Annotated in this window: 21 protein-coding genes; 12 read left to right on the top strand and 9 right to left on the bottom strand. The window is 38.5% G+C overall.

Annotated elements, in window-relative coordinates; translation table 11 throughout:
- The first annotated feature begins 11 nt into the window (after nucleotides 1-11).
- Complete coding sequence (gene rpsP / locus ACFIJ7_RS00165) at nucleotides 12-386, top strand: 30S ribosomal protein S16 (RefSeq protein WP_273787601.1); 375 nt, start codon at nucleotides 12-14, stop codon at nucleotides 384-386.
- A gap of 136 nt (nucleotides 387-522) precedes the next feature.
- Here rpsP and ACFIJ7_RS00160 read toward each other — a convergent pair whose 3' ends face one another.
- On the bottom strand, nucleotides 523-738 hold the full coding sequence (locus ACFIJ7_RS00160) for a DUF1674 domain-containing protein (RefSeq protein WP_375644324.1): 216 nt from the start codon (nucleotides 736-738) through the stop codon (nucleotides 523-525).
- A gap of 83 nt (nucleotides 739-821) precedes the next feature.
- Here ACFIJ7_RS00160 and htpX point away from each other — a divergent pair, with 83 nt between their 5' ends.
- The 3 genes from htpX to ACFIJ7_RS00145 all read left to right on the top strand — a co-directional run bounded on the left by htpX (nucleotide 822) and on the right by ACFIJ7_RS00145 (nucleotide 5,090).
- Nucleotides 822-1,868 carry a zinc metalloprotease HtpX gene (htpX, locus tag ACFIJ7_RS00155; protein WP_375644323.1) on the top strand — a complete coding sequence of 349 codons (1,047 nt, stop codon included), beginning with the start codon at nucleotides 822-824 and terminating at the stop codon, nucleotides 1,866-1,868.
- 47 nt (nucleotides 1,869-1,915) lie between these two features.
- Nucleotides 1,916-3,280, top strand: a complete 1,365-nt coding sequence (locus ACFIJ7_RS00150; RefSeq protein ID WP_375644322.1) for an RsmB/NOP family class I SAM-dependent RNA methyltransferase — start codon at nucleotides 1,916-1,918, stop codon at nucleotides 3,278-3,280.
- A gap of 64 nt (nucleotides 3,281-3,344) precedes the next feature.
- Nucleotides 3,345-5,090 (top strand): heparinase II/III family protein, encoded by a 1,746-nt coding sequence (locus ACFIJ7_RS00145; RefSeq protein ID WP_273787605.1) that lies wholly within the window; start codon nucleotides 3,345-3,347, stop codon nucleotides 5,088-5,090.
- Between the two features lie 911 nt (nucleotides 5,091-6,001).
- Here the strand turns inward: ACFIJ7_RS00145 and ACFIJ7_RS00140 are convergent.
- From ACFIJ7_RS00140 to ACFIJ7_RS00130, 3 genes are all read right to left on the bottom strand, one after another.
- Nucleotides 6,002-6,154 (bottom strand): DUF1127 domain-containing protein, encoded by a 153-nt coding sequence (locus ACFIJ7_RS00140; protein WP_375635308.1) that lies wholly within the window; start codon nucleotides 6,152-6,154, stop codon nucleotides 6,002-6,004.
- 349 nt (nucleotides 6,155-6,503) lie between these two features.
- Nucleotides 6,504-8,123 (bottom strand): bifunctional phosphoribosylaminoimidazolecarboxamide formyltransferase/IMP cyclohydrolase, encoded by a 1,620-nt coding sequence (purH, locus tag ACFIJ7_RS00135; protein ID WP_375644321.1) that lies wholly within the window; start codon nucleotides 8,121-8,123, stop codon nucleotides 6,504-6,506.
- 729 nt (nucleotides 8,124-8,852) lie between these two features.
- On the bottom strand, nucleotides 8,853-9,635 hold the full coding sequence (locus ACFIJ7_RS00130) for an SURF1 family protein (RefSeq protein ID WP_375644320.1): 783 nt from the start codon (nucleotides 9,633-9,635) through the stop codon (nucleotides 8,853-8,855).
- Nucleotides 9,636-9,932: 297 nt separating this feature from the next.
- Here ACFIJ7_RS00130 and rpmB point away from each other — a divergent pair, with 297 nt between their 5' ends.
- From rpmB to ACFIJ7_RS00100, 6 genes are all read left to right on the top strand, one after another.
- Nucleotides 9,933-10,250, top strand: a complete 318-nt coding sequence (gene rpmB, locus ACFIJ7_RS00125) for a 50S ribosomal protein L28 (RefSeq protein ID WP_015857048.1) — start codon at nucleotides 9,933-9,935, stop codon at nucleotides 10,248-10,250.
- Nucleotides 10,251-10,368: 118 nt separating this feature from the next.
- On the top strand, nucleotides 10,369-11,052 hold the full coding sequence (locus ACFIJ7_RS00120; RefSeq protein ID WP_375644319.1) for a VUT family protein: 684 nt from the start codon (nucleotides 10,369-10,371) through the stop codon (nucleotides 11,050-11,052).
- A gap of 337 nt (nucleotides 11,053-11,389) precedes the next feature.
- A complete protein-coding gene (locus tag ACFIJ7_RS00115; protein ID WP_375644412.1) occupies nucleotides 11,390-11,569 on the top strand; it encodes a transposase in 180 nt (59 codons plus the stop codon).
- A gap of 453 nt (nucleotides 11,570-12,022) precedes the next feature.
- Nucleotides 12,023-12,361 carry a DNA adenine methylase gene (locus ACFIJ7_RS00110; RefSeq protein WP_375644318.1) on the top strand — a complete coding sequence of 113 codons (339 nt, stop codon included), beginning with the start codon at nucleotides 12,023-12,025 and terminating at the stop codon, nucleotides 12,359-12,361.
- A 271-nt stretch (nucleotides 12,362-12,632) separates the two neighbouring features.
- Nucleotides 12,633-12,845, top strand: coding sequence for a HaeIII family restriction endonuclease (locus ACFIJ7_RS00105; RefSeq protein WP_375635461.1), 213 nt, complete (start codon nucleotides 12,633-12,635; stop codon nucleotides 12,843-12,845).
- The gene (locus ACFIJ7_RS00100) at nucleotides 12,832-13,368 is read left to right on the top strand and encodes a HaeIII family restriction endonuclease (protein ID WP_375644317.1); all 537 of its coding nucleotides are present in this window, start codon (nucleotides 12,832-12,834) and stop codon (nucleotides 13,366-13,368) included. Before ACFIJ7_RS00105 ends, ACFIJ7_RS00100 begins: the two co-directional genes overlap by 14 nt.
- 50 nt (nucleotides 13,369-13,418) lie before the next feature.
- On the opposite strand, the gene cobT is transcribed toward ACFIJ7_RS00100, so the two are convergent.
- The 3 genes from cobT to ACFIJ7_RS00085 all read right to left on the bottom strand — a co-directional run bounded on the left by cobT (nucleotide 13,419) and on the right by ACFIJ7_RS00085 (nucleotide 17,128).
- The gene (gene cobT / locus ACFIJ7_RS00095) at nucleotides 13,419-15,314 is read right to left on the bottom strand and encodes a cobaltochelatase subunit CobT (protein WP_375644316.1); all 1,896 of its coding nucleotides are present in this window, start codon (nucleotides 15,312-15,314) and stop codon (nucleotides 13,419-13,421) included.
- A 14-nt stretch (nucleotides 15,315-15,328) separates the two neighbouring features.
- On the bottom strand, nucleotides 15,329-16,309 hold the full coding sequence (gene cobS, locus ACFIJ7_RS00090) for a cobaltochelatase subunit CobS (protein WP_375635300.1): 981 nt from the start codon (nucleotides 16,307-16,309) through the stop codon (nucleotides 15,329-15,331).
- 198 nt (nucleotides 16,310-16,507) lie between these two features.
- Complete coding sequence (locus ACFIJ7_RS00085; protein ID WP_375635299.1) at nucleotides 16,508-17,128, bottom strand: J domain-containing protein; 621 nt, start codon at nucleotides 17,126-17,128, stop codon at nucleotides 16,508-16,510.
- Nucleotides 17,129-17,252: 124 nt separating this feature from the next.
- Between ACFIJ7_RS00085 and ACFIJ7_RS00080 the strand changes: the two genes are divergently transcribed.
- Complete coding sequence (locus tag ACFIJ7_RS00080; RefSeq protein WP_375635298.1) at nucleotides 17,253-17,525, top strand: BolA family protein; 273 nt, start codon at nucleotides 17,253-17,255, stop codon at nucleotides 17,523-17,525.
- A 20-nt stretch (nucleotides 17,526-17,545) separates the two neighbouring features.
- On the opposite strand, the gene ACFIJ7_RS00075 is transcribed toward ACFIJ7_RS00080, so the two are convergent.
- Both ACFIJ7_RS00075 and ACFIJ7_RS00070 read right to left on the bottom strand, forming a co-directional pair.
- Complete coding sequence (locus ACFIJ7_RS00075) at nucleotides 17,546-18,514, bottom strand: tyrosine recombinase XerC (protein WP_375635297.1); 969 nt, start codon at nucleotides 18,512-18,514, stop codon at nucleotides 17,546-17,548.
- Nucleotides 18,515-18,517: 3 nt separating this feature from the next.
- Entirely contained in the window at nucleotides 18,518-19,339 is an 822-nt protein-coding gene (locus tag ACFIJ7_RS00070) for a SapC family protein (protein ID WP_015857041.1), read from the bottom strand.
- A gap of 132 nt (nucleotides 19,340-19,471) precedes the next feature.
- Between ACFIJ7_RS00070 and rimM the strand changes: the two genes are divergently transcribed.
- Complete coding sequence (gene rimM / locus ACFIJ7_RS00065) at nucleotides 19,472-20,029, top strand: ribosome maturation factor RimM (protein WP_375644315.1); 558 nt, start codon at nucleotides 19,472-19,474, stop codon at nucleotides 20,027-20,029.
- Nucleotides 20,030-20,159: the final 130 nt, after the last annotated feature.

The following is a 20,159-nucleotide window of genomic DNA, read 5'->3' as shown; positions in this document are numbered from 1 at the left end:
GGAGATAAAATATGGCATTGAAAATTCGTTTGTCCCGTGGAGGTTCAAAAAAACGTCCTTACTATCATATCGTCGTTGCAGATGTTCGTAGTCCGCGCGATGGGCGGTTTCTTGAACGTGTTGGTGCATGGGATCCAATGTTGCCTAAAGATGGACCGAGGGTAAAACTTAATGAAGAACGTATCCAATATTGGCTTGGACAAGGGGCTCAACCAACAGATCGCGTTTTACGGTTTTTAGATGCAGCTGGCTTGAAAAAGCGTCCAACCCGTAATAATCCACATAAAGGTGAACCGGGTAAAAAAGCACAAGAACGTATAGCAGCAGCAAAGCAAGCGGCAGAAGAAGCAGCGGCAGCGGCTGAAGCAGAATCTGCTTCAGCATGAGAAGCATGATTGTTTAATCAACGTGTCTTTAAAAGCTTTAGAAAAATAAATATTATCCGTTTTTGTCTATCAAAAACGGATTTTCTTTAAAAAGCTGCTTGTTTAAACAGCGCTGGTTTTATAAAAATCAATGGTTTTAAAAGTCAATAGCGCGGCCTTTAATTTCCCAGTCTCCATAGCGGGAAGGGTCTTTGCCGCCGCGTCCGCCGTTTTCTAAAGGTTGTTCTTTTTTGGCTGCGTTTTTTCGCCTTTCTTCAGCTTCTTTAAGGGCGCGTTGTGCTGCGGGAGAAAGAGATTGCTGTTTAACAACAGTTGCATTTTTTTTGCTTGTTTTCTCATCTTTTTTATTCATTTTACACCTATTCCATTGAAGAAGCAGAAAGAAAACACCATCATATAATATTGATTGGCTTTTATCATGGAGTTTTTTGAGTAATGAATATAATGCGTACAGCCATGCTTTTGGCTTTTTTAACTGCTCTCTTTATGGGAGTTGGTTATCTTGTTGGAGGGGGTGGTGGCATGGTCATTGCTCTTTTGATGGCAAGTGGTTTAAACTTTTTTTCTTATTGGAATTCGGATAAAATCGTTTTACGCATGTACGGGGCGCGTGAAGTTGATCAGCATTCAGCACCAGTTTATTATAAGATTGTAAGCGATTTAGCACAAAGGGCTTCTCTTCCTCAACCAAAGGTTTATGTTATTGAGAATGCACAGCCAAATGCTTTTGCGACGGGACGTAATCCGCAAAATGCTGCTGTTGCTGCAAGTACTGGGTTGTTAGAGCGGTTGAGTTCAGAGGAAATTGCCGGTGTTATGGCGCATGAGCTCGCACACATTGAGCATCGTGATACCTTAACAATGACTCTAACCGCAACGATTGCAGGGGCAATTTCAATGCTTGGTAATTTTGCTTTCTTTATGGGAGGACCGCGTAACTCTTCAGAAGATTCTCATGGCGCTGGGGCAATTGGAGGATTTATTGCACTGCTCGTGGCACCTTTTGCAGCAATGCTGGTGCAAATGGCGATTAGTCGTACGCGGGAATATGCTGCGGATCGGAGAGGGGCTGAAATATGTGGTAATCCTTTATGGTTGGCTTCGGCATTGCGTAAGATTGCTGATGGGGGACGTGGGGTATATAATGAAGAAGCAGAGCATAATCCAGCAACCGCGCATCTGTTTATTATTAATCCTTTGAGCGGTGAGGGAGCGGATAGTCTTTTTTCTACACATCCAGCAACTGCAAACCGTATTGCTGCTCTTTATCAGCAAGCAGAAGAGATGAAAGGGGCTCTTGCCAAAAGTGTGGGATGGAATAAAGAAGATACTATACATGAAAAAAGCAACGGGATGAACTATGGAGATTTTCATAGTGGTCGGGCTCATGCATTAGGTGAGCAAGAAAACAGTTCTTTTCAGCGTGTTACAAAACGTCCTTCTTGGCTTCGTTATGAAAATTCAAAAAGATCTCGTTCATAGAGTTACTGAGGGAGTTTTTAAGGAAACAGTGATATAAAGGTGGTGTTTTGAAACACAAAAAAGCGGGGCATGTGTCTGAAAAAAATGTTCCAGGATTAGCTGTTCGACAGGTGTGTGTGCGTCTTTTGGGGGCGGTAGTTGATAAGCACACGCCTCTGTCTGGTTTGACGGATAATGAACACGGACATCCACAATATTTAAAGCTTTCACAACGAGATCGTTTGTTATGTCGGGCTATTTTAACAGCTTCATTGCGTCATCGAGGGCAGATTACGGCAGCTCTCTCACGCCTTTTAGCGCGTCCTTTGCCTTCACAAGCACTTTCACTCCAGCATCTTTTGCATATCAGTGTTGCACAAATTCTTTATCTTGATATTCCAGATCATGCGGCTATTGATTTAGCTGTGCGTGTGGCGAAACTTGACCCTCGAATGCGCCGTTTTTCAGGGGTGGTGAATGCTCTTTTACGCAATATTGCACGTGAGGCGGTGTCTTTACGCCAACAAATTCCTTCCATTGAAGGTGTGCCAGCGTGGTTTGGACAGCTTTTAATGTCAGCTTATGGAACAGAAAAGGCGCATCAGATTATAGCAATTCAAAGTGTAGAACCCCCTTTTGATTTGACAGTGAAATCTGATAGTGTTGGATGGGCTGAAAGGCTTGGCGGTTTGGTGTTGCCCAATGGTTCTGTTCGATTGAATCGTCTGGAGTGTTCTGTTTCTGATTTACCAGGCTATAGTGAAGGAACTTGGTGGGTTCAAGATTTTGCTGCAGCGTTGCCTGCTTGTTTACTAGGAACACTTCGGGGTAAGCGAGTTGCTGACCTTTGTGCAAGCCCTGGGGGAAAAACAGCACAATTGGCTTTGCAAGGAGCGCAGGTGACAGCAATTGAGCTTTCTGCTAACCGCGTAAAGCGTTTAAAAGAAAATATGGAACGGCTTCATTTTTCAGTTCACATTTGGCAGGGCGATGTGAGAAATTTCCATCCCACACAGCTTTTTGATGCGGTTCTTCTCGATGCTCCTTGTTCTTCTACTGGAACGATCCGTCGTCATCCAGATATTTTATGGACGAAATCGAGGGATGATATTGTCAAGTTAGCGGCGTTGCAAAATGATTTACTTGTCGCAGCAATTTCCTTGGTAAAGGTGGGGGGACGGATTATTTTTTCCAATTGTTCATTGGCAAGAGAAGAAGGTGAAGATCTTATTGAAAAAATTTTATCGACACGCAATGACATTGTTTTAGAACCTATTTATCCAGAGGAAATGGGAGCACTGGCACATTTGCTTTGTGGGGGGATGTTACGTACAACGCCTGCGGATTTTTGTCATAAAAATTTTGATGCTGAGAAAACCGCATTTTTAGGAATGGATGGTTTTTTTGCTGCACGCTTACGAAAAATTGCTTAATTAACGCTTCATTTACAAAAATGGTCGAAATTGTATTTGAATCAGCATAAATGGAGATGAAATTTTGGCGGTTGCGGTAAAAGCTCCTCAGGTAAAAGTGGCAGCCTGTATCGATACGATACAGAATGTTATGCGGCGTTTATGGGTTGGACCATTGTTTCGTTGGCGGTTTTCAGGGTTTCGTCCTCATAAAATTTTAGCGCATCCCATGGATTTGCATGTGGCTGATCCTATGATGGCGCATGAATTTTATCATGGTCGTTTTGCTTTTGCTGGTCACATTGTTCATTCTGGTGCTGTTTCGCCGTTTGCATTGGTTCCACCAACGCTAGAATGGGAAGCAGCTCTACATGATTTTCATTGGTTGCGCCATATGGAGGCAGCAGGAAGTGATTTAGCTTCTGCACACGCACGTTCTCTTTTAGAAGATTGGTTTGACCATGCTGGCAAGAAGGTAAAAGGGCTTGCTTGGAGTGGTCCTGTTGTGGCGCGGCGCTTGATTTCATGGATTTGTCACTCGAAAATGTTGTTAGAAGGAGCAAGTGAGCGGTTTGAAAAACGCTTTTTACGTGCGCTTGGTTTGCAATTTCGTTATTTGCGCGTAACAATTTGCAGTATGGAGCATGATGACCGACGTTTACAAGCAGCAGCGGCTTTGACGTTCGCATCTCTTGCTTTGCCTGTTTCTGTGGCAGTGAAAAAAAAGGTACAAACCACACTTATAAAAGAGCTTTCCCGTCAAATCCTAGTTGATGGTGGGCATATTTCTCGTAGTCCTGTTATTTTGCTGAATTTGTTATCGGATTTATTGTCGTTACGGCATCTTTTTATGCGTAGCAATGAAACAGCACCACGTATTTTGATTGATTCTGTTGAGCGTATGTTGCCAGCTTTACGATTCTTTATCCATGAGGATCAAACGTTGGCTCATTTTAATGGGGTTGGTCCCCTTGTGTCGGAACGGTTATCGTCCCTTTTGGAGCTTGATGAAACAGGAGGGCATCCTTTTAGTTATGCCCGTTATTCAGGATTTCAGCGCTTAAAAGCCAATCAAACAACAGTGCTTGCAGATACAGGAAAGTTTCCACCCCGCTTTGTAGCACAGCAGGCTTGTTCGGGATGTTTGTCTTTTGAAATGTCTTCACAAGGGCACCGTTTTATTATCAATACTGGTGTTAATCCTGATGGTCGGGAAGATTATCGACATTTAGGGCGTGTTACTGCAGCACATTCAACAGCTACGCTTAATGATTGTTCAGTGGGTGCTTTTTATCAGAAAAAGAAAAATGGCGCGCCATTTTTGTTTGATGGACCAACGGATGTTCAAGTGCGCCGTATAGAGGATTCAGAGAAGACGGGTTTTATTGCGAGTCATAATGGTTATGTGCGACCCTTTAATCTTATTCATGAGCGTGGTCTTATTTTGGCAACAAATGGAGATATGATCGAAGGTTTTGATCGCTTTTTTATGCCAAATAAAGGGGGAAAGAGACACAAGAGTGTGCAAAATGAACAAGATCATGTTGCTGTTCGGTTTCATCTTCATCCACAAGTTGAAGTTAACTATGATGGCAAACGTGTGTGTTTAGCTGTAAAGAACGAGAACGTGAAGAGCGAACAAGTATGGTATTTTGTATCGCCTGACGCAGATATTTGTCTTGAAGATTCGATTGATTTTGCAGAATTAACAGGTCCACAGCGGACACAACAGATTGTTTTATATTTTCGTCCTGCATTTCAGGAAAAAGTTCGTTGGCGTTTTATCCGTAAAGCGTTTGATAAAAAATCAGAACATTATTCCAACCCATAGTATATTGCGTTTTATCTTCGTGTCGCAAAACATCATCGTTTATTGTGGTAATATTCTCAAAATTTGAAGATCATATAAATTTTATACATGAAGCATTTTATTAGAGTATAGGTTGGATGTTTTTAGGCAAGGTTTGCTCATAGAATCTCATGAGGTGATGCTAAGAGGGATTGGCTCCCGAAAAAAGAGTTTTTGATAGACCATTGTTGACAGATGAGTACTGGTTAAGGATCTTCATTCTTTAAAGATGTGGAGAGAAAATAAAGCTGTTGCTTATCTTCTATAAGTTCTTAAGTGTGCTGTTGGGATTAATATTTATCTCTGAGAGAGTTGCATTAATAGGGTTACGCTCCCTCACGAAAAACAGAGCGCTATTTATTGCGTATTCACGGACGTATATTAAAGAAAAATCCCTTAATACTTCCAAGCCTATTTCGTGATGATGTCTGTGATGGGTATAACGGTAAATCCATGAAGCACCCCATCTTTACGCAAGGAGCAATTTAGCATCATCACACTATTTATTAGTGCCCAATTTTTGTAACAGCTCTTGGCACTAGAGATGATTCATAAGAGGCATTTTTAGCCTTTTCTTAATAGTTTTTATCCACACAGGATCCCCCGCTTGTAACGTGCAAGCGAATGGTTTTTGTATTCAACATACATAGATTTTAAATGGGAGAATCTTACGGTATTCGGGGTTCTAATTCAATATGAATAACGCTAAATTATCATTATAAATCAAATGTTTTACATCATAGAAGCACTGAGAATTCAAGAAACAACACATAGCAACGTCCGAGAAAAACAACCCTTCTGCTCTTTGTTATTATAAATGAAGTCATAATAACAAGCCACAAAATGCACGTTTTTTCACAGCAAAGCACTCTCTCAAATGCTTCAAACAACGTTTATAAAGATTTACGCGAATAACGTCGTGCAATCAAATTAATATCACCGCGACAAATTCCAAGATCGCTGAGTTCATATGTTGAAAGACACCTTAATGCATTAACGGTTCGACGATAACGGCGCCAATTACTATAAAAACGTAGAATATTCATATCCTCTACTCAAACTTTTCATTTCACTCTTTGGTTTAAGAATAGAGCATATTACTAAAAAGAGTTGTGTTATAATATCATAACAGGTATGCATCTACATACAAGATAATATCCCTTTAACATTTTGCTCATGTGAAAGGGAAGCCATTAAAGTATTAACAACAACGATATCTTATCCCTAAATAATGGTTAAATTATGTGCATTTTCTGTGGTGATAAACGTCTTCACAAGTAGATTCTTTGGATTGAATAACTGCTTCCATTTCAATAGTGATCAATAGTCATACGATGATTATGAAAAATTCCTTGAAACATTTGTCTCATATAATAGAGAGAATCAGCAAAATTATTAATGGCGGAAGTGTCGTGTTCCTGTGAAAACCATCGCTAAACCCTGTGCATCAGCAGCCGTGATAACTTCTTCATCACGCATGGAGCCTCCTGGTTGAATAACTGCTGTTGCTCCTGCTTCAGCTGCTGCTAATAAACCATCTGCAAAAGGAAAAAATGCATCTGATGCAACAACCGATCCTTTTGTGAGAGTTTCTGTTAAGCCTGCTCTTTGCGCACTTTCTGCTGCTTTACTTGCAGCAATTTTTGCTGAATCGATGCGGCTCATTTGTCCGGCTCCAATTCCAACTGTTGCGCTATTTTTCGCGTACACAATAGCATTTGATTTAACGTGTTTTGCTACACGAAAAGCAAATTGAAGATCACGCATTTCATCTTGAGTTGGTGCCCGCTTTGTCACTACTTGCAATTTAAGATCATCAACCACTACGTTATCACGCGATTGCACTAAAATGCCTCCTGCAAGTGTTTTCGCAAGAAGTCCTCCACAGCGTGGATCAGGAACTCCACCTGTAATGAGCAAACGAAGATTTTTTTTCTTGGCAATAATTTCACGTGCCGCCATTGTGGCATCAGGAGCAATAATCACTTCTGTGAAAATTTTAACAATCTCTTCAGCACATTCCTCATCAAGGGTTTGATTTAAAGCAACAATTCCACCAAATGCCGATACATTATCACACATAAGAGCTTTCAAATAAGCTTCTTTCAAATTTTCTCCTTCCGCAACACCACAAGGATTGGCATGTTTAATAAGAGCGACAGCAGCGGTTTTTTGCGGATCAAATTCTGCCACAAGCTCAAAGGCTGCATCTGTATCATTCAGATTGTTATAAGAAAGCGCTTTGCCTTGTAAAAGTTTTGCTGTTGCAATACCAAAACGTTTTTCATTATTGCGATAAAATGCTGCCTGTTGATGTGGATTTTCCCCATAGCGCATAACACTCTCAAGATGACCAGAAAAACTCTGCCACGATGGAATTTCAATTTTTAAATCCCGTGCAAACCACGATGCTATTGCCGTATCATAAGCGGCGGTGTGTGCATAAGCGCGCATTGCTAGCTGATGACGCATAGATAAGCTTAAACATCCATTATGCTGCTTTAATTCAGCTAGAATCGAATCATAATCTTTTATCGTTGTTACAACACCAGTATAAGCATAATTTTTTGCCGCGGCGCGAATCATCGCCGGTCCACCGATATCAATATTTTCAAGAATCGTTTGCCCATCGGCTCCCGATAGGATCGTCTCTTCAAAAGGATAAAGATTCACCACCAAAAGATCAATTCCATGAATGCTGTTCTTTTCCATAGCTTCCCTATGGCTAGGATCTTCTCTTACCCCTAACAAAGCACCATGAATCAAAGGATGGAGTGTTTTTACACGCCCATCCATTATCTCAGGAAATCCGGTAACTTCAGCAACATCTTTTACGGGTAAACCAGCTGCTATGAGGGTTTTGGCTGTTCCCCCTGTTGAAATCAATTCAACATTGTAAGTAGCATGAAGGGCTTGTGCAAAAGCAACCACACCCGTTTTATCAGACACAGAAAAGAGAACACGACGAACCCGATGAAGATCAGGTATGGGAAAATTTTTGGCAACAACACCCATAACAGAAGCCTTAAAAATGAAAGAGTTAAAATTCTAGTAAAACACGCTTATAGATTTATAGCATAAGCCTTTAGCAAAATACACTGAAAGGATAAACTGTCTTTTTAGAATATGGGATGACTCACCTTTTTTTATTATTCTGTAAAAACACTCTCATTTGGGGTGTGGTGGTGGGTGTATAAAGTCTCATTGAGACATTAAATGTTTTTTTGTTGCTTATAACTCAATATTTCATCTTCATAGCAGTTTTGAAACAAAAAACGCATCCGTATGTTCTCTGCTATATTAGCTTTTATGCTAGATGAAGGCGAAAGTATTGCGTATATCAATTGGAGTAATCTCTGAAATGGGAAACAACCTAACGAAGCAAGAATATAAAATTATAAAGGCAAACAATGAGTGCTCATCTTTCCTATCATTTTTAAATTTGGCTGTATGTTTTTCAAAAGCGTTTATGATAATGTTTTAGAGTGAATTTTTTTAAGAGTGGAGATAATGCATTGCTTCACATTTTTGTGCATTACAATTTTTAATGAATTAACCTGTTAAAGCCCTCGTTTTATGATGGTTTTTTGAAGAGTATCGCGTAAATCCTTTGTGGATGGTATAAAGTCCATTGTATGCCTATGATCTTTATTTAACAAAGGCGCAAGTTAGTAGATTCTGTTATCTTCATCAGTTTCCAAGATTCTAAAAATTTTTGTTACTTGAGATGGAAGAGGTCTTTTTTTAGTTTTTTTGCCGTAGCAGAAAAAGAAAAGCTCCTAACACACCAGCAGCTAAAATAAACCACGTGATTGCATAAACGAGATGATTATTTCGAAAATGTACAATCGTAAGACCAACGACAGGAAGGTTTGCTTGTGGAGATGTTTTGCTGGCATCAATGAAATAAGGGGCAACAGTGGACAAACCAAGTTTTTGTGCCATAGCGGGGAGATCGCGTGTATACCATAAATTCTTGTCCGGATTATTTTTACGCGGGAAAAATCCATTTTTTTCACTCATGCGTAATAAACCTATAATTGTTGTTTGTTCTGTGTCTGTGGTCGAATTTTGCTGAGATGAGGCATTTGTATGCGATTGCTCTGAGTTTCGAAAATTGTTACGTTCATCCATAGGGATAAAGCCACGGTTGATAAAGATCAGTGTATTATCAGCAGTTTGTAAAGGAGTCAAAACCCAATAGCCTGTAGTATTTTGAGCGGCAGCAGTGACTAAAATATTTTTATCTGTTAAAAATTTTCCTGTGGTAACAACAGGTTGATATTCGTTTTTTTCAAAAGTAACATCTGACCATTGATTTTTTGGGGGGGCTTTTATGGGGGGCAAATGAATGCGCTGATTGGCACTGGTGATGAGATTTGTTTTCCAGTTCAACCGTTGTACTTGCCATATACCTAATGCACTGAAGAGAAGAAAAAAACAAATACATAAAGTTCCAAACAAAAAAGAAGAAAAACGGCAAGAATCTTCCTGAAGCTTTGTCATGGGGGGCTCTTTTTTGCTCATGATTTATGCTTCCTTTCGGGACAATAAGTTTTTATTCTAACATGGTATGTATTTAAAAAAAACATTTTGTACGCTTTTTGGTGGAATTTGCACGCCTTGTTGAGGAAAAAGATGAAGAATGAGCTAGTAAGATATGAAAAAGGTTTTATAAAAGACTTGACCTTTTGTTGTCGACCCCCTATTAGAAAGAGACTTCCTAATGATGCCCGTTCAAGGTTGCATTGTGCGTGTTTTGCGTTCATTGTGTCCTTTGGGTATGGGGATTTGAAAGTTTCTTAGAGTTTAAGGGTGAAGTTTATGTCTCGTGCATGTGAATTGACAGGGAAGACGGTTCTGTATGGTAATAATGTTAGCCATGCGAATAATAAGACTCGGCGTCGTTTTTTACCAAATCTTTGCAATGTGACATTGATTTCAGAAGTGTTACAGCAAAGTTATCGCTTGCGCATTTCAGCAAGTGCATTGCGTTCTGTTGAGCATCGTGGTGGCCTTGATGCTTTTTTGGTCAAAGCAGATGATAAAGAGTTGTCGCAACGTGCGCGTTTGCTAAAACGACAAATCATTAAGAAAAAAGCTGAGCAAGAAGGTGAGCAAAAGGCTGAACAAGCAGCGTAATTGTTAGCGCCATTCTTTTTGGTTTATTGACGCTTTTATTCCGGTTTTCTGTTCTAGAAGTTAAGTTTTTTTAGGTTGATCGTTTAATTTTATTGGTTCCGTATCATAGGTTAAAAAAATGCCCTCAAGCAGTCCTTTACGAGAACAGCAAAAGAAGAGGTACATTGTTTTTTCTATTTTAGCAATGTGCCTTGCTGTCACTGCTTCTAATATTTTTGTTCAATATCCTGTCTACTGGTTTGATTTAAATGAGCTGTTGACTTATGGGGCTTTTACCTATCCATTTGCTTTTCTGATCAATGATTTGACCAATCGTTTTTATGGTCCATCTGCTGCGCGGCGTGTGGTTTACGCTGGTTTTTTTGCGGGTGTCTTTGTTTCTTGGATATTGGCGACACCACGGCTTGCACTTGCTTCTAGTTTTGCATTTTTATTTGGGCAACTCATTGATATTGTTGTTTTTACTCCTTTGCGACGTAAAACATGGTGGAAAGCACCTTTAGCAGCAGCGTTGGTTGGTTCGGCTTTGGATACAGTACTGTTTTTTGCTCTTGCTTTTTCTAGCTCTTTTGCTGTTCTTGATAAGATAACAGGCTATGCTGATAGTTCACTGGTGGAGAGTACTGTTTTGGGAGGGGTAGGCATGCCAGTTTGGCTCTCGCTTGCTTTTGGTGATTTTTCGGTAAAAATTGTTATGAGCCTGTTTATGTTGATTCCCTATGGAACAATTCTTAATATTGTAAAGCTTCCTCTTTATCAAAGTCATTCAAAGGATGATTCTTCTTTTGTTTGTAACAAATAATGATCTTTGTCCTTTTGTTTTGCTAAAGAAGAAAAGGTTGTGCGTTATGTCTTCTAAGAATAGAATTTGAGTGGATTCAAAAAAGGGATTTTGCTTCTTTTCTCAAGTTGTATTTATCCATACATCATCTATGCTTATGATGTGTAAGGAGATATTTTTGACTGATTCAGTATGAGATAAGAGCATCTTATCAGTATTAAAAACAGGTAATAAAGCTCTTATAAAGGCCAAAAAATGTCTTGTTAAGAATTGTGATGTCTTACTTATGATTATTTGAGCTATAAGAAACTTGGTTCTTATATAGGAAAAAACATTTCGATATACATTTGGGTAGTATATAAATAGAAAAATAAATACCAATGGTATCAAGTCCTTTTTGACAGTTTTAAAATTTGGCTATACTGCTATTTATCATTATTTTAGTAACAAATGTTTGTGCAGATATGTTAATGAATTTACAATTCGTTATAATGCGATCTCTGTAGAATTTGGCAAACGCTTCGAGTATTTATTTTAGATAATTGTAGGTTAGAAAATGTGATACTTGGAGCTGATAATATGAACAAAATGATAAATCAAAGAGATCATACAAAGGCTTTATTGGATAATTTGGTATTAACTTCCTCGAAAAAACAGAGAGAGACTAGGGAGTTGCCTATTGTAAAATCACCTCTTCGTTATCTGGGAGGGAAAAGTCGTGCTGTTCCTATGATTATTAATAACTATATAAGGAAACAAAAAACTTTATGCTCTCCTTTTGTAGGATGAGGTTCAATTGAATTAACCTTAGCAAAAAGAGGAACAAAGGTTTATGCTTCTGATGCTTTTAAGCCGCTTGTTATTTTTTGGCAGATGCTTTAGAGAGATGCTTTAGCTCTTGCAGAAAAAGTGAGAGAATATGAAGATATGACTCCCGTAATGTTTTATAATCTCCAAAAAACTTTTGGGAATATTAAAAATCAATTAGAAATTGCTGCCGTTTTTTCTTACTCTTAATCGCTCTTCTTTTTCAGGAACAACACTTTCTGGCGGGATGTCTCCAGGACATCTTCGATTCAAGTATCGTTCTATTGAACGGCTTAAAGATTTTAAGATTGAAAATTTCACAGTGGAACACAGAGATTTTACAGAAAGTATTCCTAAACACTTTAACGATTTTCTTTATTGTGATCCTCCATATCTTATTAATCAAAAACTTTATGGTCAAAAAGGCGATAAACATAATTCTTTTGATCATCAATCTCTTGCTGAACTTTTAAGAAAGCATCACAGATGGGTTTTATCTTATAATGATTGTGTTGGAAGTTAGAGAACCTTATAAAGGACATATAATACTTAATCCTGAATGGATTTACGGTATGGGAAACAATAAAAAATCAAATGAACTCGTAATTTTGAGTAAGGATCTTTAGGAAATTGCATGAAACAGGTAGAAAATGGAAAAGCCTTTGAATATGCTTTGCTATGGGTTTTAAAAAAGCAACAAAGGCTTCTATAGAGTTTAACTCGTCCTTTCAAATAGCGGAGTCTTTTTATAATTTATTTAATGATACTGAAAAAAGCTTTTAAATCTTGCTTCTATTGAAGCAGTTGTTTTCTTACAGTTACATGATAAAAATATTAGAAACACGAAAACTATTGTTCTTCAGGAAGATTTTGTTGGGATCAAAGGAGATGTCCGTGATATTATTTTAAAAGTTCCTGAAAATCACATTGGTATTTCTGCAAAACATAATCATAGCGCTATCAAACATCCTCACCTTTCCGGTAAAATAGATTTTGGTAAAGAATAGACAGGTTACCCCGTGTAGCAGCGTTTATTTCAATGAAGTTAGGCCTATTTTTGATTATTTAGCAGAGCTCAGAGATAAGAAGACGTTCTTTAGAGATATAGAGGATAAAGACAGCAGAGTTTATCTTCCAATCCTAGAAGCTTTTTCTAAAGAACTTCAAAGGCTTTGTTTAGATTATCAAGATAAATTTGTGAAGCTATTGTTTCAGTATGTTATAGGTTCTTATGATTTTTATAAGATTATGATAGATACAAGATCTAAACAAAAACGGGTTATTATTCAGTCTTTTAATTTGAATGGCACTCTGGGATATGGTCGTAAATGGAAAATTCCAAGCAAAGTTTTATCAGTTGCAATAAAACCAGAAAGTAAAAACAAACTCATTATAATTTTTGAAGATGGTTGGAGCATTTCTTTTAGGATTCATAATGCATCCAGTAAAGTAGAAGCTTCCTTAAAGTTCGATATTCAATTTGTGGGATTATCTTCTCAGGTTGTTAGTCATCAAATTCCGATGGTTTAATGATAGAGATAACTTTTTAAAATGTAATTGTTGGCTGTTTCAAGGCAGGTTTATTTCTTATAAATATGAGGCATTTTATCACTAAAAAGTATTTCTAATTGTTTTGTTATGGCGTCGGCAAGTTCTTCAGCATTCATAATTGTTACAGCACGCTGATAATAACGTGTGACATCATGACCAATTCCAATGGCAATGAGTTCGATGGGGGAATGTGTTTGAATTTCTTGAATCACTGCGCGTAAGTGTTTTTCTAGATAATTGCTGGCGTTGACCGATAGTGTCGAATCATCAACAGGAGCACCATCAGAAATGACCATGAGGATGCGACGTTGTTCACGCCGTGATAAAAGGCGTTGATGAGCCCAAATTAAAGCTTCTCCGTCGATATTTTCTTTTAATAATCCTTCTTGCATCATCAAACCTAAATTGCGTCGTGCGCGACGCCATGGGGTATCAGCACTTTTATAGATGATATGGCATAAATCATTAAGGCGTCCAGGATTATGGAGTTTGTTTTGGGTAAGCCATTGTTCGCGCGATTTTCCTCCTTTCCAAGTTTTAGTGGTAAAACCTAAAATTTCAACTTTGACACCACAACGTTCAAGAGTTTGTGCCAAAATATCAGCACAACTTGCGGCAACGCTAATGGGGCGTCCGCGCATTGAGCCCGAATTATCAATGAGGAGTGAAACAACCGTGTCCCGAAATTGGGTGTTGCTTTCCATTTTAAAAGAAAGGGGTTGCATGGGGTCAATAATTAGACGTGGAAGCCGTGCTGTATCAAGATATCCTTCTTCAAGGTCAAAGTTCCAGTTGCGATTTTGTTGCGCCATCAAGCGGCGCTGGAGACGGTTTGCTAAACGTCCAACGATGTTTTGAAGATGATTGATTTGCTTATCAAGATAACGGCGTAAGTGATCTAACTCGTTTTCAGAACAAAAATCTGTTGCTTCCAAAATTTCATCAAATTGATGGGTGAAGATTTTATAATTGCCAAGTCTTTCCATTTGTTCCGAATCGGAAAAAAGGTGTTTGGGTCTGCTCGGCTTTTCTTGCCAAGGTCCATTTTTTTGCTCGCCGTCAGCTTGATCATTGTTGTTTGATTGTGTCGCTTGTGTTTTTCCGTCGTCTTGCACATCACTTTCTTGTTCAGTGCTGGTTTGTTCTTCACTTTGAGCGTGTTTTTTGTTTTTACTCTCTTCTTCTGCTTGGTCTTGAGGTGCACATTCGTTTTTTAATTTTTTATTGTTTTTACTGTTAGAAGCTTCAGCTTGTTGCACTGTCATTTTGAGTGTAACAAGCATTTGGCGAACAATCTGTGCAAAAGCTTGTTGGTTGTAAATATGATGTGGGAGCTCATTGAGTTCTGCCGCTGCTTTTTGTTCGAGTTCTTGACGCCACAATTCTAAGACAGGACCTGCTTCTCTTGGAGCTGTGCGCTTTGTTACTTTTTCACGTAATAAAAGTGCAATCGCTTCTTGGATGGGGGCTTCACTTTGGTTGCTAATTTTATGATAATGGGCTCTTTTGTATTTATCGGCGAGCATGATATCAAGATTTTTTGCAAGTCCCTCCATGGCTAAAGTGCCAATTGCTTCAACACGTGTTTGTTCGAGGGCATCAAAGACAGCACGTGCTTCTGATTCTAGTGGAGCAAATTGCATGTGAATACGGTTATCATGCCATGCTTTGCGTAGAGCCATGGAATCACCTAATCCGCGAGTAATGGTGATGTCTTTATTCGTTGCGTATTGAGGTAATTCTGGTAAACGTGCACAACTTTCGCTTAAAGATGGTCGGTTATGACTGAAGGAAACTTCAAGGTTGTTTGTGCCTGCAATTGCACGCATACAGGTGGAAAGTGCTTTTTTAAAAGCTTCAGCATTAAGAGTGTTGTTGGAAGAGTCCTTTACCGGATTTTTGTTGTCGCCAATATTGGTAGCCATGAGTGACAAATTCCTTAAGGCGAAACACCATGAATGAGTGATTCGGGAAGCTCTTGTCCAAAGGCGCGTTGATAAAATTCTGCAACAGTGGCACGTTCGAGTTCATCACATTTATTGAGAAAGGTTAATCGGAAGGCAAAGCCGACATCTTGAAAAATTGTTGTATTTTCTGCCCAAGTAATAACGGTACGTGGACTCATGACAGTTGAAAGATCTCCATTGATAAAAGATTGGCGTACCATATCAGCAACATAAACCATTTGTGAAATTGTCTTTTTCCCCTCAGCCGTTTGAAAAGATTTGACCTTTGAACAAATGATATCAACCTCTTTATCATGGGGTAAATAATTGAGTATCGTAACAATAGACCAGCGGTCCATTTGAGCTTGATTGATCTGTTGGGTACCATGATAGAGACCGGTTGTATCACCAAGACCAATGGTGTTTGCTGTTGCAAAAAGACGAAAGGCTGGATGTGGAGAGATGACACGGCTTTGATCAAGTAAGCTTAGTTTTCCAGAAGTTTCAAGAACGCGTTGGATAACAAACATAACATCGGGACGCCCCGCGTCATATTCGTCGAAAACAAGAGCAATATTATTTTGATAAGCCCATGGCAAAATGCCTTCTTTAAATTCAGTGATTTGTAAACCATCTTTTAAAACGATAGCGTCTTTTCCTACAAGATCGATACGACTTACATGACTATCGAGATTAATGCGAAGACAAGGCCAGTTGAGACGTGCAGCAACTTGTTCAATATGCGTTGATTTCCCTGTACCGTGATAGCCAGAAACCATTACACGACGGTTAAAGGTAAAACCTGCGAGAATCGCTAAAGTTGTTTGCTGATCAAAAAGATAATCAGGATCGATATCAGGAACATGGGAACTTTTTGTGCTAAAAGCAGGGATTTCCATATCTGTTTCAATATGAAATAGATCGCGAGCACAAAGTGTAATATCGGGCAAATTTTCAACGGTAAGATTTGTCATTGTGTTTTTAGAAGGGAGGGACGCTATTTATTCATTAGAAAACGATACAAGAGTTAGAGCATTTATGCAATGCTCTATAATGAAAGCCTTAGATGTGAAGGAAGATTTTTACGTATTCTATAATGTTTTGCAAAAAAATAATATCTTGCGCAAATAATGATGGTCTAAATGAAAATAGGCTCATATAAGTACATGTTTTTAGCACAAACCAGATTTTTTTAGCAAATTATAAGCATGTAAAACATCACGAAAGCGCTCTTCTGAAGCACGATTACCACCATTGGAATCAGGATGGTGCTTTTTTACCAACTCTTTATATTTCATTTTGATGTCTTCTGCTGAAGCGTTTGCCTGTAGTCCCAGTGTATCAAAAGCTTTTGCTTCTAAGGGCTTTAATTTTCGTGAGAAATTATTGGTTGAATGCCGCTCAGTAAAAAGCGTGAAGGGATCGCGCATGCGATTTTGATAGGCAGCTGTTCCAGAGCGAATCTTTGCATAATTAGCGGCTGTTTTTTTCGATGTACCATTGCTCAGATCTGTAGGCCATGTCGGACGATGTCCTGTGAGAGCATCCTTTTGAAATTTTGCGATATCTTTATTGCTAAGACCAGAGAAGTAATTAAAATTTTTATTATAGGCGCGTACGTGTTCAATACAAAAATATAAATATTGTCCTTCGTGATTTCGACCTGCTGGTGCTTTATGGGACCCTGTTTTTTCACAACCTTCCCACTGACACTGTTGCGCTTCTGGCTCAGCTTTTTGTTTTTTATTTGAGCTTATGCGAATTGAATCGAATAATTTAGATGTTATTGTCATACTCTTGGTTTATGCAAAATTGATTAATTTTACAAGAATTGACTTTTGAAAAATTTGTTTTCACACTTATTTTATTATGAAAAAGGTGTATTTTTGCACGTTCATTTTGTTTGAGGAATGAAAAATGTTTATAGAAACAATAATCAAGAGAAAGCTTCAGGATGCTTTTCATCCGCAAAAGCTTGAAGTGATTAACGAAAGTCATCTTCATGAGGGGCATCCTCACAATGAACATGCTTTTGATGGTAAAGGAGAAACACATTTTCGAGTGAAAATTTTATCTTCTTCTTTTTCCAATATGACACGCGTAGAAATACATCGAGCGATTTATAAAGTTTTACAAAAAGAGTTAGCTACTTGTGTCCATGCCTTGGCACTTGAGGTTGAAACACTCTAATTTTTTTGATGAGACGTTTTTTAGGAACGGGGATGGGCCTTTTGATAAATTTCTAACAAATGGTCTGTATCGACATGGGTATAGATTTGTGTGGTGGAAAGACTAGCGTGCCCAAGAAGTTCTTGAATCGTGCGTAAATCTCCTCCCCGTGATAAAAGATGGGTGGCAAAAGAATGGCGCAGTGTGTGAGGCGTTGCAGTTTCTGGTAAACCAAGGCTTGCTCGTAAGTTGCGTACAGTTTTCTGAATAATGGCGGGCTGTAGGGGGCCGCCTCGTGCCCCGCGAAATATGGGTTGGTTATCCACTAAAGGATATGGGCAACATTTGAGATAATTTTGTACAGCTTCGTAAACAATTTTGATGAGAGGAACAAGGCGTGTTTTGCCGCCTTTTCCTGTTATAAATAAACTTGTTTTTTCAGGATCAGAAAATTGTTCTGGTGTGAGGCTTAAGGCTTCTGATATTCGCATTCCACAGCCATAGAGAAGCATGAGGACAGCCGCATTACGAGCGTTAATCCAAGGTTCATTTTCTAGCTGGTTTTCTTGTTTGACTATGTGAAGTGCTGATTTGATCGCTAAAGGTTTTGGGAGTGATTTTGGGTGTTTGGGGCTTCGGATAAGTTGAGCCGCGGGAACATTGACGATTCCTTCACGTGATAGGTACTTGAAAAAAGAACGTATGCCTGCCACTCCGCGGCTTAAAGAGCGAGCACTTACATTGTTTGTACGCCGATAAGCAAGATAAGCACGCAAGTCACTGATGCGTAAAAGAGCAAGATCTGTAAGGGTTGGTGTATGGCTTAAGTGTTGACAGAGAAAAGACAAAAATTGCCGCGTATCACGTTCATAGGCTTGCACTGTTTGTGCCGACATACGACGTGTTTGGACGAGACACTCTAACCAATTTTTCCTTGCGTTTAAAATTGCATGGTCTGCTGGAATGAGAGGAATATTTTCATCTTTTCTCTTGTCGTTTTTGATAGGCATTATCTAGTTGAGAGTTTCTTTCTTTTTAGATTTTTCATCGTTAGAATGACCATTCTTGTTTTGGGGTTGCTCTTCACGATTGATAAGTTGCTTTTCACCTTTGAGAGAGAGTATTTTTAAGAGATTGTGTGTTGACATCAAATGCGCAAAAATTAATCCTAAAAAGCCATTTTTATGAAGTTTGGCAAGTTGGCTTGCTGATAATTTATTCAATTTTTCTTCATCAACAACCCAAAAATGTTCCAATTGCGCTGAGAGTCCTTTATCGTTTTTCACATTGATAGATTTCTGGCTTAGAAGATCCATTTCCACAAGAGCATCAATAAACTCAGAGGTTTTCTCCATAGCGATTTTAAAACTTTCAAGAAAACGAATACGTTCTTCCATAAAAGGAGAAATAGAGCCGTCGGAATTAAAAAGTTCTGTTCCTGCAACTTCATTAAACATACCTGACTGTTGATCAAAGCAAACAGAAAGTTCTTTTTCATTGCTAATTTGTGCTAGAACAAAAGGATAGCGACGGACAAAAGCAGGGACATAAGTATTGGTTTTCCAACTTTTATCAGAAGCGATATAGTCATTTTCGTCATTAGAAAGACCTACAAGAGCCGCGGATGTGTAGTGCCGTTTTTTTTGTTCATCTTCGGCGCACATAAATAAAATGGGATAGTCTAGTGCTGCTTGAAAATATTCAGTACTTGCTAAAGGAACCCAGTGAGTATCCTTGGCAAAAGACATATCACTTGGAGGAGCAAATTTTAGATTTTTATGGGAAACTTTGTTGATTGGTGTGATATCTTTGTAAAATAGCATAATATTTGCCATAAGACTTTCTCCTTTATTAATTTGTTTTTTGTTACCAAGAAAGTTCTTTTAGAAGATTGTCTCATATGGCAACAAGATTGAATAGAAAACTATAAGATTGAAGGGTTCATTTTTGAGAGATAATATTTTCGCATGAAGTATAATAAAGAAAAGCTTAAAAATAAAGTCTATCTTGCCATTATTGGTATGCCTCATGGTATAAAAGGAGATGTTTTTGTTAAAATTCTAAGTGCTGAGCCACAGCGTTTCAAGTTCTACAGCACTCTTTATGATGATATGGGGCGTTCTTATGAAATTGTAACTCTTCGTATACAAAAAAATAAGGCGATTGTACGTTTTAGAGGGGTAGAAAATCGTAATGTTGCTGAGTCTTTAAAAGGTATTCGCCTTTATGTGATGCGTGATCAATTAATTGATGATCTGGATGAGGATGAGTTTTATCAAGTTGATTTAATAGGCTTGCGTGTTCAAGATTTTGGGGGAAAAGTCGTGGGTGAAGTGTGTGGTTTCTTTAATTTCGGGGCTGGTGATTTGCTTGAAATACGTTTGAATACGGGTAAAAGAGTTCTTATTCCCTTTAGTAAGGTGGCGGTACCAGAAATTTGTATGGATTCTGGTTTTCTTGTTGTTGATCCCATGGCAGCTGGTTTAAGTGATGGGGGAGACAATGATAAAAAGGAAATAGCTTGAATCTAAAAATAAAGATGAAGGGAAAAATAACTGATGAATTTCGTCAATAAAAAGTGGAGAGTGTGGAAATATTAAAAATGTACTTTTGAGTAGATATTGTAAACACTTTATCTTGAGATAGTCCTGAATT

Origin of the sequence: Bartonella sp. MR100HLJHH (genome assembly GCF_042194215.1) — a bacterium.
GTDB classification, from domain to species: Bacteria; Pseudomonadota; Alphaproteobacteria; order Rhizobiales; family Rhizobiaceae; genus Bartonella; species Bartonella grahamii.
Note: the sequence above shows the minus strand (reverse complement) of the source record. Positions and strands in the feature narration are given on the sequence as shown.

What these genes read in the sequence shown, in the direction of transcription:
- purH (WP_375644321.1), bottom strand. Translation starts at nt 8,123, where the DNA reads ATGGGTGTTGTTGCCAAAAATTTTCCCATACCTGATCTTCATCGGGTT.
- cobT (WP_375644316.1), bottom strand. Translation starts at nt 15,314, where the DNA reads ATGGCTACCAATATTGGCGACAACAAAAATCCGGTAAAGGACTCTTCC.
- rpsP (WP_273787601.1), top strand. Translation starts at nt 12, where the DNA reads ATGGCATTGAAAATTCGTTTGTCCCGTGGAGGTTCAAAAAAACGTCCT.
- ACFIJ7_RS00160 (WP_375644324.1), bottom strand. Translation starts at nt 738, where the DNA reads ATGAATAAAAAAGATGAGAAAACAAGCAAAAAAAATGCAACTGTTGTT.
- htpX (WP_375644323.1), top strand. Translation starts at nt 822, where the DNA reads ATGAATATAATGCGTACAGCCATGCTTTTGGCTTTTTTAACTGCTCTC.
- rimM (WP_375644315.1), top strand. Translation starts at nt 19,472, where the DNA reads ATGAAGTATAATAAAGAAAAGCTTAAAAATAAAGTCTATCTTGCCATT.
- ACFIJ7_RS00130 (WP_375644320.1), bottom strand. Translation starts at nt 9,635, where the DNA reads ATGAGCAAAAAAGAGCCCCCCATGACAAAGCTTCAGGAAGATTCTTGC.
- ACFIJ7_RS00080 (WP_375635298.1), top strand. Translation starts at nt 17,253, where the DNA reads ATGTTTATAGAAACAATAATCAAGAGAAAGCTTCAGGATGCTTTTCAT.
- ACFIJ7_RS00140 (WP_375635308.1), bottom strand. Translation starts at nt 6,154, where the DNA reads ATGAATATTCTACGTTTTTATAGTAATTGGCGCCGTTATCGTCGAACC.
- cobS (WP_375635300.1), bottom strand. Translation starts at nt 16,309, where the DNA reads ATGACAAATCTTACCGTTGAAAATTTGCCCGATATTACACTTTGTGCT.
- ACFIJ7_RS00075 (WP_375635297.1), bottom strand. Translation starts at nt 18,514, where the DNA reads ATGCCTATCAAAAACGACAAGAGAAAAGATGAAAATATTCCTCTCATT.
- ACFIJ7_RS00070 (WP_015857041.1), bottom strand. Translation starts at nt 19,339, where the DNA reads ATGGCAAATATTATGCTATTTTACAAAGATATCACACCAATCAACAAA.
- ACFIJ7_RS00120 (WP_375644319.1), top strand. Translation starts at nt 10,369, where the DNA reads ATGCCCTCAAGCAGTCCTTTACGAGAACAGCAAAAGAAGAGGTACATT.
- rpmB (WP_015857048.1), top strand. Translation starts at nt 9,933, where the DNA reads ATGTCTCGTGCATGTGAATTGACAGGGAAGACGGTTCTGTATGGTAAT.
- ACFIJ7_RS00085 (WP_375635299.1), bottom strand. Translation starts at nt 17,128, where the DNA reads ATGACAATAACATCTAAATTATTCGATTCAATTCGCATAAGCTCAAAT.